Below are 14536 nucleotides of genomic sequence, written 5' to 3' on the forward strand. Positions count from 1 at the left end.
TGCCCTCACCCCGGCCCTCTCCCACAGGGAGAGGGAGGGAAGAGAAAGAATTACTCTTTATCGCCCAGCAGAACGGATTCCAGCGCGATTTTGATCATGTCGTTAAAGGTGGTCTGACGCTCGGCAGCGGTAGTCTGCTCGTGGGTACGGATGTGGTCAGACACGGTGCAGATGGTCAGCGCTTTCGCACCAAACTCAGCCGCGACGCCGTAGATACCCGCCGCTTCCATTTCCACGCCCAGAATGCCGTATTTTTCCATCACGTCGAACATCTCGCCGCCGTCCGGGGCATAGAACAGGTCAGCAGAGAAGATGTTACCCACACGCGCTTCAACGCCCAGCGCTTTTGCCGCGTCAACCGCGTCGCGCACCATGCCGAAGTCAGCAATCGCTGCGAAGTCATGGTCTTTGAAACGCATACGGTTAACTTTGGAATCGGTGCAGGCACCCATACCGATAACGATGTCGCGCAGTTTAACGTCCATGCGCACCGCGCCGCAGGAGCCAACGCGGATAATTTTCTTCACGCCGAAATCGGTGATCAGCTCTTTAGTGTAGATAGAGCAGGATGGGATACCCATACCGTGGCCCATAACGGAAATTTTGCGGCCTTTATAGGTACCGGTGAAGCCCAGCATGCCGCGAACGTTGTTCACTTCACGCACGTCTTCCAGGAAGGTTTCTGCAATGTGCTTCGCGCGCAGCGGGTCGCCCGGCATCAATACGACGTCAGCGAAATCACCCATTTCTGCATTAATGTGAGGAGTTGCCATCTTCAGTTCCTTTAACATTGTTTATTCTTTTCACCCTCTCCCTGTGGGAGAGGGCTGGGGTGAGGGCATAAGACTTCACCCTACATGATTCAGAACATGGCCTTGCCATATTCCATGTCAGACGTACCAAAGTATTTGGCGATAGTCTGGCCGATGTCCGCGAAGGTTTCACGGTGCCCCAGCGAGCCCGGCTTCACTTTCGGGCCGTACACCAGCACCGGAATGTGCTCGCGGGTGTGGTCGGTACCGGTCCAGGTTGGGTCACAGCCGTGGTCCGCGGTAAGGATCAGAATGTCATCTTCACCCACCAGCTCCATCAGCTCCGGCAGACGGCGGTCGAACAGCTCAAGACCCGCAGCATAACCCGCGACGTCGCGACGGTGACCCCAGGAGGAGTCGAAGTCCACGAAGTTGGTGAAGACAATGGTCTTGTCGCCCGCTTCTTTCATCTCTTTGATGGTGGCATCGAACAGCGCATCGAGACCGGTCGCTTTGACCTTTTTGGTAATGCCGCAGTTAGCGTAGATATCCGCGATTTTACCCACGGACACCACGTGACCGTCTTTCTCATCGACCAGCTTCTGCAGCACGGTTGGCGCCGGCGGCTCGACGGCCAGGTCGTGACGGTTACCGGTACGCTGGAAGTTACCCGCTTTGTCGCCGATAAACGGACGCGCGATCACGCGCCCAATGTTGTAGCCGCCTTCGGTCAGCTCTTCACGGGCGATTTCGCACAGCTCGTAGAGTTTATCCAGGCCAAACGTCTCTTCGTGGCAGGCAATCTGGAACACGGAGTCAGCAGAAGTGTAGAAAATCGGCTTGCCGGTTTTCATGTGCTCTTCGCCGAGCTGGTCCAGAATCACGGTACCGGAAGAGTGGCAGTTGCCGAGGTAACCCGGCAGGTTGGCACGCTTCACCAGCTTATCGAGCAGCTCCTGCGGGAAGCTGTTCTCGTGATCGGAGAAGTAACCCCAGTCGAACAGCACAGGCACACCTGCGATTTCCCAATGGCCAGACGGGGTGTCTTTACCGGAGGAGAGCTCGTGAGCCCAGGCGTAGGCGCCCACGACTTCCGCGTTGCCGTCCATTCCGGCTGCGATTTTACCGGTAGAGCCTTCATGCGCTTTCACCAGCCCGAGGCGGGTCAGGTTAGGTAGAGTCAGAGGGCCTTTACGACCGTTGTCCGCTTCGCCTTTTGCACAGGCTTCCGCGATGTGACCCATGGTATCGGAACCCACGTCACCAAAACGTTCTGCATCTTCGGTTGCGCCGATGCCGAATGAGTCCAGCACCATAATAAATGCACGTTTCATAATTGTTCTCCGTACGTAGTGCTTCAAAAATTATCGATCAGATCAGTATACCGCTATTCGGTGATACGGCGATAGACAGTCGGTGTGGTTTCCGGTGCTTTATTGTCAAGCGAGATGGCCGCCTTCACCGCTTTCGCCGCTTCCTGCCAGCTGGCTTCGTCTTTGGCGTGGATCACCGCCAGCGGACGTTGGCCGTCAACGCTGTCGCCCAGACGGGCCATATCGGTAAAGCCGACGCTGTAATCAATGGTGTCTGAGGCCTGACGACGGCCGCCGCCCATTGAGACCACCGCCATGCCGAGGGCACGGGTGTCCATGGCGGAGACAAACCCTTCGCTATCGGCATACACCGCTTTGCTGAGCGTCGCGGTTGGCAGGTACTTCGCGTAATTTTCGACGAAGTCTGTCGGGCCTTTTTGCGCCGCGACCATGCGGCCGAAGATCTCCGCCGCTTTGCCGTTATCCAGCACCGCCTGCAGTTTCGCGCGCGCTTCCGCATCGTCTTTGGCCAGCTTGCCGGAGATTAACATCTCAACGCACAGCGCCATGGTCACGTCAAACAGACGCGGGTTGCGGTATTCACCGGTCAGGAACTGCACCGCTTCACGCACTTCGACTGCGTTACCGGCGCTGGACGCCAGCACCTGGTTCATGTCGGTGAGCAGCGCGGTGGTGCGCACGCCCGCGCCGTTGGAGACGCCAACGATCGCTTCGGCAAGCGCAGCAGAAAGTTCATAGGTCGGCATAAACGCGCCGCTGCCGACCTTCACGTCCATCACCAGCGCGTCCAGCCCTTCCGCCAGCTTCTTCGCCAGGATAGAGGCGGTGATCAGCGGAATGGAGTCAACGGTCGCGGTGATGTCGCGGGTCGCGTAGAAACGCTTGTCTGCCGGAGCAAGAGAGCTGGTCTGGCCGATAATCGCCACACCAACGTCTTTAATTATGTCGCGGAAGCGGTTGTCATCCGGGAAGATATCGAAGCCCGGAATGGCTTCCAGTTTGTCGAGCGTACCGCCGGTGTGGCCCAGGCCGCGTCCGGAGATCATCGGGATGTAACCGCCACAGGCTGCCACCATAGGGCCGAGCATCAGGGAGGTCACGTCGCCCACGCCGCCGGTGGAGTGTTTATCCACAATCGGGCCATTAAGATTGAGGCTTTTCCAGTCCAGAACGGTTCCTGAATCTCGCATCGCCATGGTCAGCGACACGCGCTCAGGCATCGACATATCGTGGAAGAAAATGGTCATCGCCAGAGCCGCAATCTGCCCTTCTGAGACGGTGTTATCACGAATGCCGTTGATGAAGAAGCGGATCTCTTCGTCGCTTAATGCATGACCATCACGTTTTTTACGAATAATTTCTTGTGCGAGAAACACGGTAACCCCCATGAGGAATCGGGTGAATGGTGGCGGGTACGGTTTACCCGACCACGATCCGGGTAGGCCGGGTAAGCGTAGCGCCACCCGGCAATTCAAACTTAGTAGCTGCTTGCGCTCTTACCGTCGCCGTGACCCAGCGCTTTCAGCAGGCTGGCCAGCAGGCTGGAGGCGCCGAAGCGGTAGTGACGGGAATCGGCCCAGTCGGCACCAAACAGCTCGTCGGCAATCGCCAGGAACTGCTGCGCGTCTTCCGCGGTACGCACGCCGCCCGCAGGTTTGAAACCGACGGTTTTGGACACGCCCATGTCGCGGATAACTTCCATCATGATGCGCGCGCTTTCCGGGGTCGCATTCACCGGCACTTTACCGGTAGAGGTTTTAATGAAATCCGCACCGGCTTTGATGGAGATTTCAGACGCCTTACGAATCAGCGCCTCTTCTTTAAGCTCGCCGGTTTCGATGATCACTTTCAGCAGCACGTCTGCCGCCGCACACGCCTCTTTACAGGCTTTAACCAGGTCAAAACCGACCTGCTCGTTGCCAGCGATCAGCGCGCGGTACGGGAACACCACGTCAACTTCGTCTGCGCCGTAGGCAATCGCCGCGCGGGTTTCTGCCAGCGCAATGTCGATATCGTCGTTGCCGTGCGGGAAGTTAGTCACGGTTGCAATGCGCACGTCCGGGGTGCCCTGCTCTTTCAGCGTCTTACGGGCAATCGGGATAAAGCGCGGGTAGATACAAACGGCTGCGGTATTACCCACCGGCGTTTTCGCCTGATGGCACAGGGCGATGACTTTCTCATTGGTGTCGTCATCGTTCAGGGTGGTCAGGTCCATCAGTTTCAACGCGCGCAGGCTGCTTGCAGTTAAATCGGTCATAACATTCTCCAACGGCAGTGCCGTATAAATTTTACCTTGCGGGTCTGTGAGTATTCTAACATTCACCCGCATCCACACTTCGACATTCATCACAGTTAATGAAAACTGCGTACTAATTTGCATTACTGTAATGAGATCTTCTTCAAACTTTAGTGCGCAAATTGCCGACTAAAGCAGCAATACCCCCTGTGGGATCAAAAGCGCCAACAGGCAGGCTTTCTACAATCCGTTCATCATCCGCAGAACATTCAAGGAAGCGAATATGCCCCACTCCAGCCCCGACGCCCTGCAGCAACGTTGCCAGCAGATTGTGACAAGCCCGTTGTTAACCCCGGGACAAAAACGTCATTTTCTGGCGCTGGAAGCGGAAAACAACCTGCCGTATCCGGCACTCCCTGAAGCTGCGCGCGCCGCGCTGGACGAGGGGTTTATCTGCGACATGTTCGAAGGCCATGCGCCTTACAAACCCCGTTACGTTCTGCCGGATTACGCAAAATTTCTGGCTAATGGTTCAGAATGGCTTGAGCTGGAAGGGGCAAAAGATCTCGACGATGCCCTCTCGCTGTTAACCATCCTCTACCATCATGTTCCGTCCGTCACATCGATGCCGGTCTATCTCGGTCAGCTTGATGCGTTGCTGCAACCTTATGTTAGAATTCTAACACAAGAAGAGATCGATAGCCGAATAAAACGTTTCTGGCGCTATCTCGACCGTACGCTGCCGGATGCGTTTATGCACGCAAACATCGGGCCTGCTGACGGCCCCATCACCCGTGCCATTTTGCGGGCCGATGCAGAGCTGAAGCAGGTCGCGCCAAACCTGACCTTTATCTACGATCCCGATATCACCCCGGACGACTTGCTGCTTGAGGTAGCAAAAAACATATGTGAATGCAGCAAACCGCATATTTCTTATGGCCCGGTGAATGATAAAATTTTCACAAAAGGCCGTTACGGCGTGGTGAGCTGTTACAACTCCCTGCCGCTTGCAGGCGGTGGCAGCACCCTGGTGCGCCTTAACCTCAAAGCCATTGCTGAACGCAGCACATCCATTGAAGACTTCTTCACCCGCACGCTCCCGCACTACTGCCAGCAGCAAATGGCCATCATCGATGCACGCTGCGGTTTCCTGTACGAGCAATCTGGCTTCTTTGAGAATAGCTTCCTGGTGAAAGAGGGGCTGATTGATGCCGATCGGTTTGTGCCGATGTTTGGCATTTACGGCCTGGCGGAAGCGGTAAACTCGCTTTGTGAGAAAGCAGGAATAGCGGGACGCTACGGAAAAGATGAGCAGGCCAATGCGCTGGGCTATCGCATCAGCGAACAGCTTGCGGCGTTTGTCGAAAACACGCCGGTGAAGCACGCCTGGAAGCAGCGCGCGATGCTTCATGCCCAGTCGGGGATCAGCTCCGATTCGGGTACCACGCCAGGCGCGCGCCTGCCCTACGGCGACGAGCCGGATCCCATCAGCCACCTGCTGGCGGTGGCTCCCCATCACAAGCACTACTCTTCCGGGATAAGCGATATTCTGACGCTGGATGAAACAGTAAAACGCAACCCGCAGGCGGTGGTTCAGCTGTGCCTGGGCGCGTTCAGGGCGGGTATGCGTGAGTTTACCGCCAACGTAGCGGGTAACGATCTGGTGCGCGTAACCGGGTATATGGTACGGCTATCGGATCTGGAGAAATACCGCGAAGCAGGGTCGAGAACGAACACCACGTGGCTGGGTGAAGAAGCCGCACGTAATACCCGTATTCTGGAACGTCAGCCTCGCGTGATTAGCCATGAACAGCAGATGCGCTTTAGTTAGTCAGGTCATTCCTTTTTCCTGCGTAGACGGGCCGGGCAGCCGCCTGGCACTGTTCCTGCAGGGCTGCAACCTGCGCTGTAAAACCTGCCACAACCCGTGGACGATCGGCCGCTGCAACGACTGCGGGGACTGCGTGCCCCACTGCCCGCACGACGCGCTGATTATGCATGCGGGACGCGTCTGGTGGCAGGAGAGCGACTGCCACCAGTGCGACACCTGCCTGCGCCTGTGCCAGCAGCAGGCAACGCCTATGGCGCACCGCCTGAGCGTGGAGGAGATCCTCGCTCAGGTCCGCAAATCTGCACCGTTTATAGAGGGGATCACCGTAAGCGGTGGAGAAGCCACAACGCAACTGCCGTTTTTAGTAACGCTGTTCACCGCGATCAAAGCCGATCCCGCCCTGCATCATCTGACCTGCCTGGTAGACAGCAACGGCTTGTTAAGCGAAACCGGCTGGCAAAAGCTGCTGCCGGTACTGGATGGCGCGATGCTGGATCTCAAGGCGTGGGGTAACGCGCACCATCGCTTCCTGACCGGGCGCGACAATCCGCAGATCAAGCAGAGCATCCGCTGGCTGGCAGATCGTCGCCGTTTGACGGAGCTCCGCCTGCTGGTGATTCCGGGGCAGTGTGACTATCTGGAACACCTCAAGCCGCTGACGACGTTTATCCACGGGCTGGGAAACGTGCCGGTACGCCTCAATGCGTTTCATGCGCACGGCGTGTACGGTGAGGCGGCGTCATGGCGCAGCGCCACGCCCGAGGACGTTGAACCGCTGGCGCGGGCGCTGGAAAAACAGAAGATAACGGTGATCCGCCCGGCGCTTTATCTATAGCGTGATGCTAAATACCAAACGGGTATTTTCCAGCAGCGCGTCGGCAATCACCTCTTCTGGCTCCTTTCGCAGTTCACACAGGGTGGTAAACACGCGTGCCGCCTGCTCCGGACGATTCGGCTGGCCCTGAAAACCATTCAATGGCATGTCAGGCGCGTCGGTTTCCAGCAGAAGCGCCGACAGCGGCAACTGTGCCATTACGTCCCGGGTTTTACTGGCCCGGGGATAGGTGATGGTGCCACCTACACCAATTTTGTAGCCCAGTTCGATAAAGCGCTGCGCCTGCTGCAGGCTGCCGGAGAAACCGTGCACGACGCCCCTGCGCGGCAGATCGATGCGTTTCAGGTGCATCGCCAGCTTATCGTGCGTGCGTCTTGAGTGGAGGATCACCGGCAGATCGTGGCGCTTCGCCAGCCTGAGCTGCGCGTCGAGGATCGTCTGCTGGCGCTCAAACTGCGGATCCTCGCGATAAAGATCGAGGCCGATCTCACCGATGGCGACAAGCTTGTCGCCTGCGGTCTGCACGATCTCATCAAGTCTCTCAATGTGCTCATCCCGATGCCGCTCAATCACAATCGGATGCAGGCCGAGCGCGGCATAGAGCGCGGAATGCCGCATGGAAAGATCCAGCACGCGGGAAAAATAAGCCGCTTCCACTGAAGGCACAATGATGGCCTGAACGCCTGCCTCGGCCGCTTTCGCAATACTGCGTTCTTCATCCCCCGTAAACGGCGGGAAATCGAAGTGGCAATGGGTATCAATAAAGCGGTACATCACGCCAGATCCTCGTTATCCAGTAAAGCGTCATTCGCCTGCGGAATATCCACAAGCGGCATCGTCAGGGCATCGTTAGCGACAACCGCAGGCGGCGTAATAATGCGTTTATGGCGATGAAGCGGCGGTTGCTCTGCCAGCATTTTCCCCACCGTCGCCAGGAAGTAGCGTCCGCACAGCCGCCCCGTTTTATAATCCATGCGCAGCGCAGGGACGCGGCTGCCCAGCGCCATGCTCAGCAGCGGCTTAGGCGGATAAATTTCAAAAATACGCAGCTTACCCGGCGGCTTTTCAATGAATCGCTGCATCGCGCCGTAGGTTGTTTCATGCTGCTTCGCGATGTTCACCAGCGGCTGGAGGCTGCTGTCGCCCAGCCAGCGCTCCATCCGCTTAAACCACTGCGGGGTGTAATACATTTGCGACGGCACGGTACGGATCACCACGATGGTTTTCGCCCCGCGACGGGCGGCTTCCTGCACCGGCACCGCGTCACTGATCCCGCCGTCAAGATAGCTAATACCGTCCAGCAGGGCGCCGGTACGATAAAAGCCGGGGATCGCGCTGGAGGCGCGGATGATGTCCAGCCAGTTCTCCTTTTGAGGAGAAAAATAGCCCGGCGAATAGTCATCGCCCCGGCTGGCGCACATCCAGAATTCTTTGCCGCTATCAAACAGACGGGCGGCAGTATCCATGGCCAGCGGCATCTGGCTGGAGGTCGACTCCAGCAGCCAGTCGAGATCGATCAGGTTGCCGCCGCGCACAAAGCGCACCGGGTTAAAAAATTCTTTCGCCGTGGTGTAGCGCATAATGACCTTTCGCGCGTAGCCGGGCTGGTTACAGACATAGGCAGAGAGATTCTGCGCGCCGGCAGAGGTGCCGAAGTAAAGGTCAAACGGGTTGAACTGCGCGCGCATAAATTCATCCAGCACGCCGGCGGTGAAAATGCCGCGCTGTCCGCCACCCTCGCAGACCAGCGCGAGTTGACCTGCGCGAAACGGCTTTAACGTCAGCGGCGCAATATTGCCGAGCGTAACGGGAATTCGTTGCCCCACCTCTGCTTTCCTGTTTTGATTATTTTATAACACCACAGTAACGCACCCGACCTGTTCCGCAAATAAGAAAAAGCCAGTCACAGTGACTGGCTTTATTTTGTTGAAGGAATATTGCGTTTGCTATGGACGTCGACGTCCCGTAAACAGGCTGACCAGGAACAGAATAATACCCACAACGAAGACAATTTTAGCTGCCCATGCCGCTGTACCTGCCAGTCCACCAAAGCCCAATGCGGCGGCAATTAACGCGATAACCAGAAATATAATGCCCCAACGAAACATAAGCTTCTCCTTTACCATAGTTAATGTCGGCCGCTAAACGTGAGCGCTCAGGTCACTCACCGGCGTTTTTCCAGAGTCGTTCTTATTTCGCCCGCTGGTGTTAGCCAGACGGGCGAATGGTCAAGATTTACTTCGTTTTCAGATCGTTTTTAACGCTTTTCACACCGTCAATCGCTTTCGCGATGGACTCGGCACGTTCACTTTGCGCCTGCGAATCTACCGTACCGGAAAGCTGAACCACGCCATCGGTGGTTTCTACTTTCACCTTACGGGACGGCACGATGTCATCCGCTAAAAGTTTAGCTTTGATTTCGCTGGTGGTGGCAGCATCACCGGCATAACCTTTCACCGACGCGTTTTTGCCGTCACGGACGTGCAGCTTATCGCTGACGGAGGCGACACCTTCGACGCCCTTCGCCACTTTTACCGCCTGTTCAGCCTGAGCCTGGCTTTCGACAAAGCCGCTCAGCGTGACCACTTTCTTGTCGGTCTTAACGGAAATGTCGGTGCTCTTAATGGCTTCATCATCCACCAGTGCGGCTTTCACTTTTGCTGTGATTGAGCTGTCATCCATGAAATTGCCGACTTTATTCATAGAGCTATCGATTTTTTGCCCTGCGCTATCGGCCGTGGATTGTGCTTTATCCATGGTGCTGCTTTCCGCCAGGGCGGAGCCGCTCACCAGAACGCTACCCAGAGTTACAGCCAGCAGAGTTTTAGAAATCTTCAGTCTTGTCATATTCATCGATCTATTCCTGTGTTGACCCGTTATTCGGGCTGCATACTTCCTTAGTAGTTTTATATATTGCGAATAAACACGCGGGCAAAATGGATAACCTAAAGTCATGCATTGAACAGTTAATTTATCCACGCCCGGTGTTAAACACTGAGTTAAATATAGATCACTCTCACACAGCCGCTTTCAGAATTGGGCAAAAAACGCGCGAATAGCGTGAAATTGCGTTGAATTAAGAACATTCCGCAAGGGATTAATAAGACAGGAATTAAAGAAGAGCACGGCGGGAGCCGTGCTCAGAGAGGGGATTAGTGCTCGCGGGTTTTACGGAACTGAACGTCAGGGTAACGTTCCTGCGTCAGGTTCAGGTTCACCATCGTTGGCGCGATATAGGTCAGGTTATCGCCGCCATCCAGCGCCAGCTGGACTTCATTCTTACGCTTAAATTCTTCGAATTTCTTCACGTCAGAACACTCAACCCAGCGCGCGGTCGCGACGTTCACCGATTCGTAAATCGCCTCCACGTTGTACTCGCTCTTCAGACGCGCAACGACCACGTCAAACTGCAGCACGCCGACCGCGCCAACAATCAGATCGTTATTCGCGATTGGGCGGAACACCTGCACGGCACCCTCTTCAGAGAGTTGAACCAGGCCTTTCAGCAGCTGTTTCTGCTTAAGCGGATCGCGCAGACGAATACGACGGAACAGTTCTGGCGCGAAGTTCGGAATACCGGTGAACTTCATCATTTCGCCCTGGGTGAAGGTATCACCGATCTGGATGGTGCCGTGGTTGTGCAGCCCAATGATGTCGCCCGGATAGGCCTCTTCAACGTGCGAACGGTCACCCGCCATAAAGGTCAGCGCGTCGGAGATGACAACGTCTTTCCCGATACGCACCTGGCGCAGCTTCATGCCCTTTTCATATTTACCGGACACCACGCGCATAAAGGCCACGCGGTCACGGTGTTTCGGATCCATGTTGGCCTGAATCTTAAACACGAAGCCGGTGAACTTCTCTTCTTTTGCTTCCACTTCACGGGTGTCGGTTTTGCGCGGCATCGGCTGCGGCGCCCACTCCACCAGACCGTCGAGCATGTGGTCAACGCCGAAGTTACCCAGTGCGGTACCGAAGAAGACTGGGGTAATTTCGCCGCTCAGGAACAGCTCTTTGTCGAATTCGTGAGACGCGCCCTTCACCAGCTCCAGCTCGTCGCGCAGCTGCGCGGCCAGCTCTTCGCCAACCGCAGCGTCCAGATCCGGGTTGTCCAGACCTTTAACAATGCGCACTTCCTGAATGGTGTGGCCTTTACCGGTCTGATACAGGTAAGTTTCGTCTTTATAGAGGTGATAAACCCCTTTGAACAGCTTACCGCAGCCAATCGGCCAGGTGATTGGCGCACAGGCGATCTTCAGCTCGTTTTCCACTTCATCCATCAGCTCCATCGGATCGCGGATGTCACGGTCAAGCTTGTTCATAAAGGTGAGGATCGGCGTATCGCGCAGACGGGTGACTTCCATCAGCTTACGGGTCCTGTCTTCTACACCTTTCGCGGCGTCGATCACCATCAGGCAGCAGTCCACCGCCGTCAGGGTACGGTAGGTATCTTCGGAGAAGTCTTCGTGGCCCGGGGTGTCCAGCAGGTTCACCAGGCAGTCGTGATACGGGAACTGCATTACGGAGGTGGTAATCGAAATACCACGCTGTTTTTCCATCTCCATCCAGTCGGATTTTGCATGCTGGCTGGAACCACGGCCTTTAACGGTACCCGCAGTCTGGATCGCCTGTCCGAACAGCAACACCTTCTCGGTGATGGTCGTTTTACCGGCATCCGGGTGAGAGATAATGGCAAAAGTGCGGCGCTTGGCCACCTCTTGCAGATAAGGAGACAACGTCATAATTAAATCTTCTTTTATAAGCACGGCAGCACGCCACGCATCATGGAATATAAAATTGCGGCTATTTTACCCATCAACGGGGGGCAGGCAATCATTGTTTACACAGGAGTTGCTCCAGTTCGTTCAACGACGTCACGGTCCAGGTCGGCTCGATGCCTTCAGGCTTCACGCGGCCATGCGCGTTGAGCCACACGGTCGACAGACCTGACTTCATGCCGCCCAGGATATCTGACTCTGCCGTATCACCCACCATCAGGACGCGATCGCGGTCGGGATTTCCGGCCTGCGCCAGCGCATAATCGAAAATACGCGGATCCGGCTTCGGCACGCCAACCTCTTCCGAGATCACCAGCGCGTCGAAATGATCGCGCAGGCCGGTGCGCTCAAGGCGGATCTGCTGCAGGGCGGTAAAACCGTTGGTGATGATCCCCAGTTTCACCTTGCCTTTCAACGCATTCAGCAGGGAAACCGCGCCCGGCAGTGGCGCACAAATATCGGCCATCGCGTTCAGGAACGCATCGTTCAGCGTCCCCGGACTGACCTTTAAGCGTTCCGCCCAGACGTCAAAGCGCTGGTGCTGAAGCTGTAACGCGGTGATGGCACCGTTCTGGTAATCCACCCACAGCGGCTTATTTACCGCCTGATAGTCCTGAAAATCTTCAGCGGTGAAGGTCACGCTATAGTCGAGAAACATCCGCTGCAGGCCGCCGAACGAATCAAACGTAAACAGCGTTTCGTCGGCATCAAAGAAAATCCAGTCCCATTTCATCGTTACAACCTTATATTCGTTATCCAATCGGCAGAGCCATGATAATGGCGTCTTCACGTCCCTCTGCGGTGGGGTAGTAGTTACGGCGGATTGTCGCCTCGTTAAAGCCTAAGCTTTGATAGAGCGCGATGGCGGCGACATTCGACGCGCGCACCTCCAGCCACAGGGTGAAAACGTCACGGGTTTCGAGCTCACGGATGAGGTGCTCAAGCAGTTCTCTTCCCAGCCCACGGCGCTGAAACGCGGGATCAACCGCGATATTAAACAGCGTCGCTTCATCAAGAACAACCTGCGTGATCGCGAAAGCGGCCATGGTGCCGTCAACGTCCAGGCGGTAGTTCAGATACCGTTCGCCCTGATTACTGGCGAAGGTTTTTTCGCTCCATGGAAACGCATGGGCGCGTGTTTCAATCGCGAACGCTGTGGACAGGTCAGGCGTCGTGAGGGAAGAAATCGTGTTCATATTCGCAGATTTGTTGCCATAGCGCGCTGCGCGCTTTTGGGTTGGCTTTCAGTTCGTCCAGCGCTGGCGAGCAGATCTGGCTCCCCTGAAGAGAGATCTCATTTGCCTCTCCGATACGCCAGATGTTACAGCGGCTATCAGGAGGCAGCATCGCGACACGCTCTGGCGTCAGCGGTAAAACCTGGTCGGCCGTCAGCTTCAGGCAGCGAAGGACATCACCGATCAGGGGGTCATTCAGGGCAGGCAGTTCTTCTGCCACCATCACCAGACGAACGTGCGCCGGGATGGAGATGGCGATTTCGCCCTGCAACGCCGTCGGGCGACGCAAAGCCCACTGGGTAATGCCCAGCTGCTGCAACTGCCAGTCTCGTCGGGATGTCATAGGGAAAACTCCTGTCTCTCAGGCGCGCAAATATAGCAAATGTGTCGAAAGTGCGCCATCTACCTACTATAATCCCCGCCTGAGTTTATTGAGGAACAATTCATGTCTGCATTTACCCCGGCAAGTGAAGTCTTGCTGCGTCACAGTGATGATTTCGAAGAAAGCCGTATTCTTTTTGCCGGAGATATGCAGGATGACCTGCCTGCGCGTTTCGACTGTGCTGAAAGCCGTGCCCATACCCAATACTACCATCACTGGCAGGTGCTGAGCCGCCAGATGGGCGAGCGCGCGCGCTTTAGCCTGGTGGCAGAGCAGAGCGATATTGCCGACTGCGATACGCTGATCTACTACTGGCCGAAGAATAAACCTGAGGCCCAGTTCCAGCTGATGAACCTGCTCTCCCTGCTGCCGGTCGGCTGCGATATTTTCGTGGTCGGTGAAAACCGCAGCGGCGTGCGTAGCGCTGAACAGATGCTGGAAGGCTACGCGCCGTTGAATAAAGTCGACAGCGCTCGCCGCTGTGGTCTGTACCATGGCCGTCTGGAAAAACAGACAACGTTTGATCCCCAGGCTTACTGGGACGAGTACCAGCTTGACGGCCTGACCATCAAAACCCTGCCGGGCGTGTTCAGCCGCGACGCGCTGGATACGGGCAGCAAGCTGTTGCTCTCCACCCTGACGCCGCACACCAAAGGCAAAGTGCTGGACGTGGGATGCGGCGCGGGCGTGCTCTCTACCGTGCTCGCCAGCCATTCACCAAAAGTGCGCTTAACCCTGTGTGACGTGAGCGCTCCGGCGGTAGAAGCCAGCCGCGCAACGCTTGCCGCAAACGGTATTGAAGGCGAGGTGATTGCCAGCAACGTCTTCTCCGACGTCACCGGTCGCTTCGACATGATCATCTCTAACCCGCCGTTCCACGACGGCATGGAGACCAGCCTGGAAGCCGCGCAAACGCTGATCCGTGGCGCGGTCCGTCACCTCAACAGCGGCGGTGAGCTGCGTATTGTCGCGAACGCCTTCCTGGCGTACCCGAAAGTGCTGGACGAAACCTTCGGTTTCCACGAAGTGATCGCCCAGACCGGCCGCTTTAAGGTCTACCGTACCGTGATGACGCGTCAGGCCAAAAAGTAATCTCCACTCATGCAGGCCGGATAAGTTCAAGCACCATCCGGCTCCGCATGGCGCCTGCATC

The 14536-nt window shown here is 56.4% G+C and carries 15 protein-coding genes; 3 read left to right on the top strand and 12 right to left on the bottom strand.

Annotated features, from left to right (window positions below):
* Positions 1–50 precede the first annotated feature (50 nt).
* From deoD to deoC, 4 genes are all read right to left on the bottom strand, one after another.
* Positions 51–773 carry a purine-nucleoside phosphorylase gene (deoD, locus tag F0319_RS21635; protein WP_010427122.1) on the bottom strand — a complete coding sequence of 241 codons (723 nt, stop codon included), beginning with the start codon at positions 771–773 and terminating at the stop codon, positions 51–53.
* An 89-nt stretch (positions 774–862) separates the two neighbouring features.
* Positions 863–2086 carry a phosphopentomutase gene (deoB, locus tag F0319_RS21640; RefSeq protein WP_048991061.1) on the bottom strand — a complete coding sequence of 408 codons (1224 nt, stop codon included), beginning with the start codon at positions 2084–2086 and terminating at the stop codon, positions 863–865.
* Between the two features lie 53 nt (positions 2087–2139).
* The gene (gene deoA, locus F0319_RS21645) at positions 2140–3462 is read right to left on the bottom strand and encodes a thymidine phosphorylase (protein WP_149367742.1); all 1323 of its coding nucleotides are present in this window, start codon (positions 3460–3462) and stop codon (positions 2140–2142) included.
* A 101-nt stretch (positions 3463–3563) separates the two neighbouring features.
* On the bottom strand, positions 3564–4343 hold the full coding sequence (gene deoC / locus F0319_RS21650; RefSeq protein WP_240168125.1) for a deoxyribose-phosphate aldolase: 780 nt from the start codon (positions 4341–4343) through the stop codon (positions 3564–3566).
* A gap of 262 nt (positions 4344–4605) precedes the next feature.
* On the opposite strand from deoC, the gene F0319_RS21655 reads away from it, so the two are divergent.
* Positions 4606–6153, top strand: a complete 1548-nt coding sequence (locus F0319_RS21655) for a YjjI family glycine radical enzyme (protein WP_149367743.1) — start codon at positions 4606–4608, stop codon at positions 6151–6153.
* Entirely contained in the window at positions 6128–6988 is an 861-nt protein-coding gene (locus F0319_RS21660; RefSeq protein ID WP_149367744.1) for a YjjW family glycine radical enzyme activase, read from the top strand. The genes F0319_RS21655 and F0319_RS21660 overlap by 26 nt, the downstream gene beginning before the upstream one ends.
* Here the strand turns inward: F0319_RS21660 and F0319_RS21665 are convergent.
* The 8 genes from F0319_RS21665 to F0319_RS21700 all read right to left on the bottom strand — a co-directional run bounded on the left by F0319_RS21665 (position 6983) and on the right by F0319_RS21700 (position 13344).
* Entirely contained in the window at positions 6983–7765 is a 783-nt protein-coding gene (locus F0319_RS21665; RefSeq protein WP_149367745.1) for a TatD family hydrolase, read from the bottom strand. The genes F0319_RS21660 and F0319_RS21665 overlap by 6 nt on opposite strands.
* Complete coding sequence (locus F0319_RS21670; protein WP_149367746.1) at positions 7762–8814, bottom strand: patatin-like phospholipase family protein; 1053 nt, start codon at positions 8812–8814, stop codon at positions 7762–7764. Before F0319_RS21670 ends, F0319_RS21665 begins: the two co-directional genes overlap by 4 nt.
* A gap of 120 nt (positions 8815–8934) precedes the next feature.
* A complete protein-coding gene (locus F0319_RS21675; RefSeq protein WP_003856556.1) occupies positions 8935–9096 on the bottom strand; it encodes a DUF1328 domain-containing protein in 162 nt (53 codons plus the stop codon).
* A gap of 127 nt (positions 9097–9223) precedes the next feature.
* Positions 9224–9841, bottom strand: a complete 618-nt coding sequence (gene osmY / locus F0319_RS21680) for a molecular chaperone OsmY (RefSeq protein ID WP_008502075.1) — start codon at positions 9839–9841, stop codon at positions 9224–9226.
* 299 nt (positions 9842–10140) lie between these two features.
* Complete coding sequence (gene prfC, locus F0319_RS21685) at positions 10141–11730, bottom strand: peptide chain release factor 3 (RefSeq protein ID WP_008502076.1); 1590 nt, start codon at positions 11728–11730, stop codon at positions 10141–10143.
* 91 nt (positions 11731–11821) lie between these two features.
* Positions 11822–12499, bottom strand: coding sequence for a pyrimidine 5'-nucleotidase (gene yjjG, locus F0319_RS21690; RefSeq protein WP_023310313.1), 678 nt, complete (start codon positions 12497–12499; stop codon positions 11822–11824).
* Positions 12500–12518: 19 nt separating this feature from the next.
* Positions 12519–12962, bottom strand: coding sequence for a ribosomal protein S18-alanine N-acetyltransferase (gene rimI, locus F0319_RS21695; RefSeq protein ID WP_111964094.1), 444 nt, complete (start codon positions 12960–12962; stop codon positions 12519–12521).
* Positions 12931–13344 carry a DNA polymerase III subunit psi gene (locus tag F0319_RS21700; protein WP_149367747.1) on the bottom strand — a complete coding sequence of 138 codons (414 nt, stop codon included), beginning with the start codon at positions 13342–13344 and terminating at the stop codon, positions 12931–12933. The genes rimI and F0319_RS21700 overlap by 32 nt, the downstream gene beginning before the upstream one ends.
* A 102-nt stretch (positions 13345–13446) precedes the next feature.
* Between F0319_RS21700 and rsmC the strand changes: the two genes are divergently transcribed.
* The gene (gene rsmC, locus F0319_RS21705; RefSeq protein WP_111964095.1) at positions 13447–14475 is read left to right on the top strand and encodes a 16S rRNA (guanine(1207)-N(2))-methyltransferase RsmC; all 1029 of its coding nucleotides are present in this window, start codon (positions 13447–13449) and stop codon (positions 14473–14475) included.
* The last annotated feature ends 61 nt before the right edge of the window (positions 14476–14536 follow it).

Origin of the sequence: Enterobacter vonholyi (assembly GCF_008364555.1) — a bacterium.
In the GTDB taxonomy this organism is placed as follows: Bacteria; Pseudomonadota; Gammaproteobacteria; order Enterobacterales; family Enterobacteriaceae; genus Enterobacter; species Enterobacter vonholyi.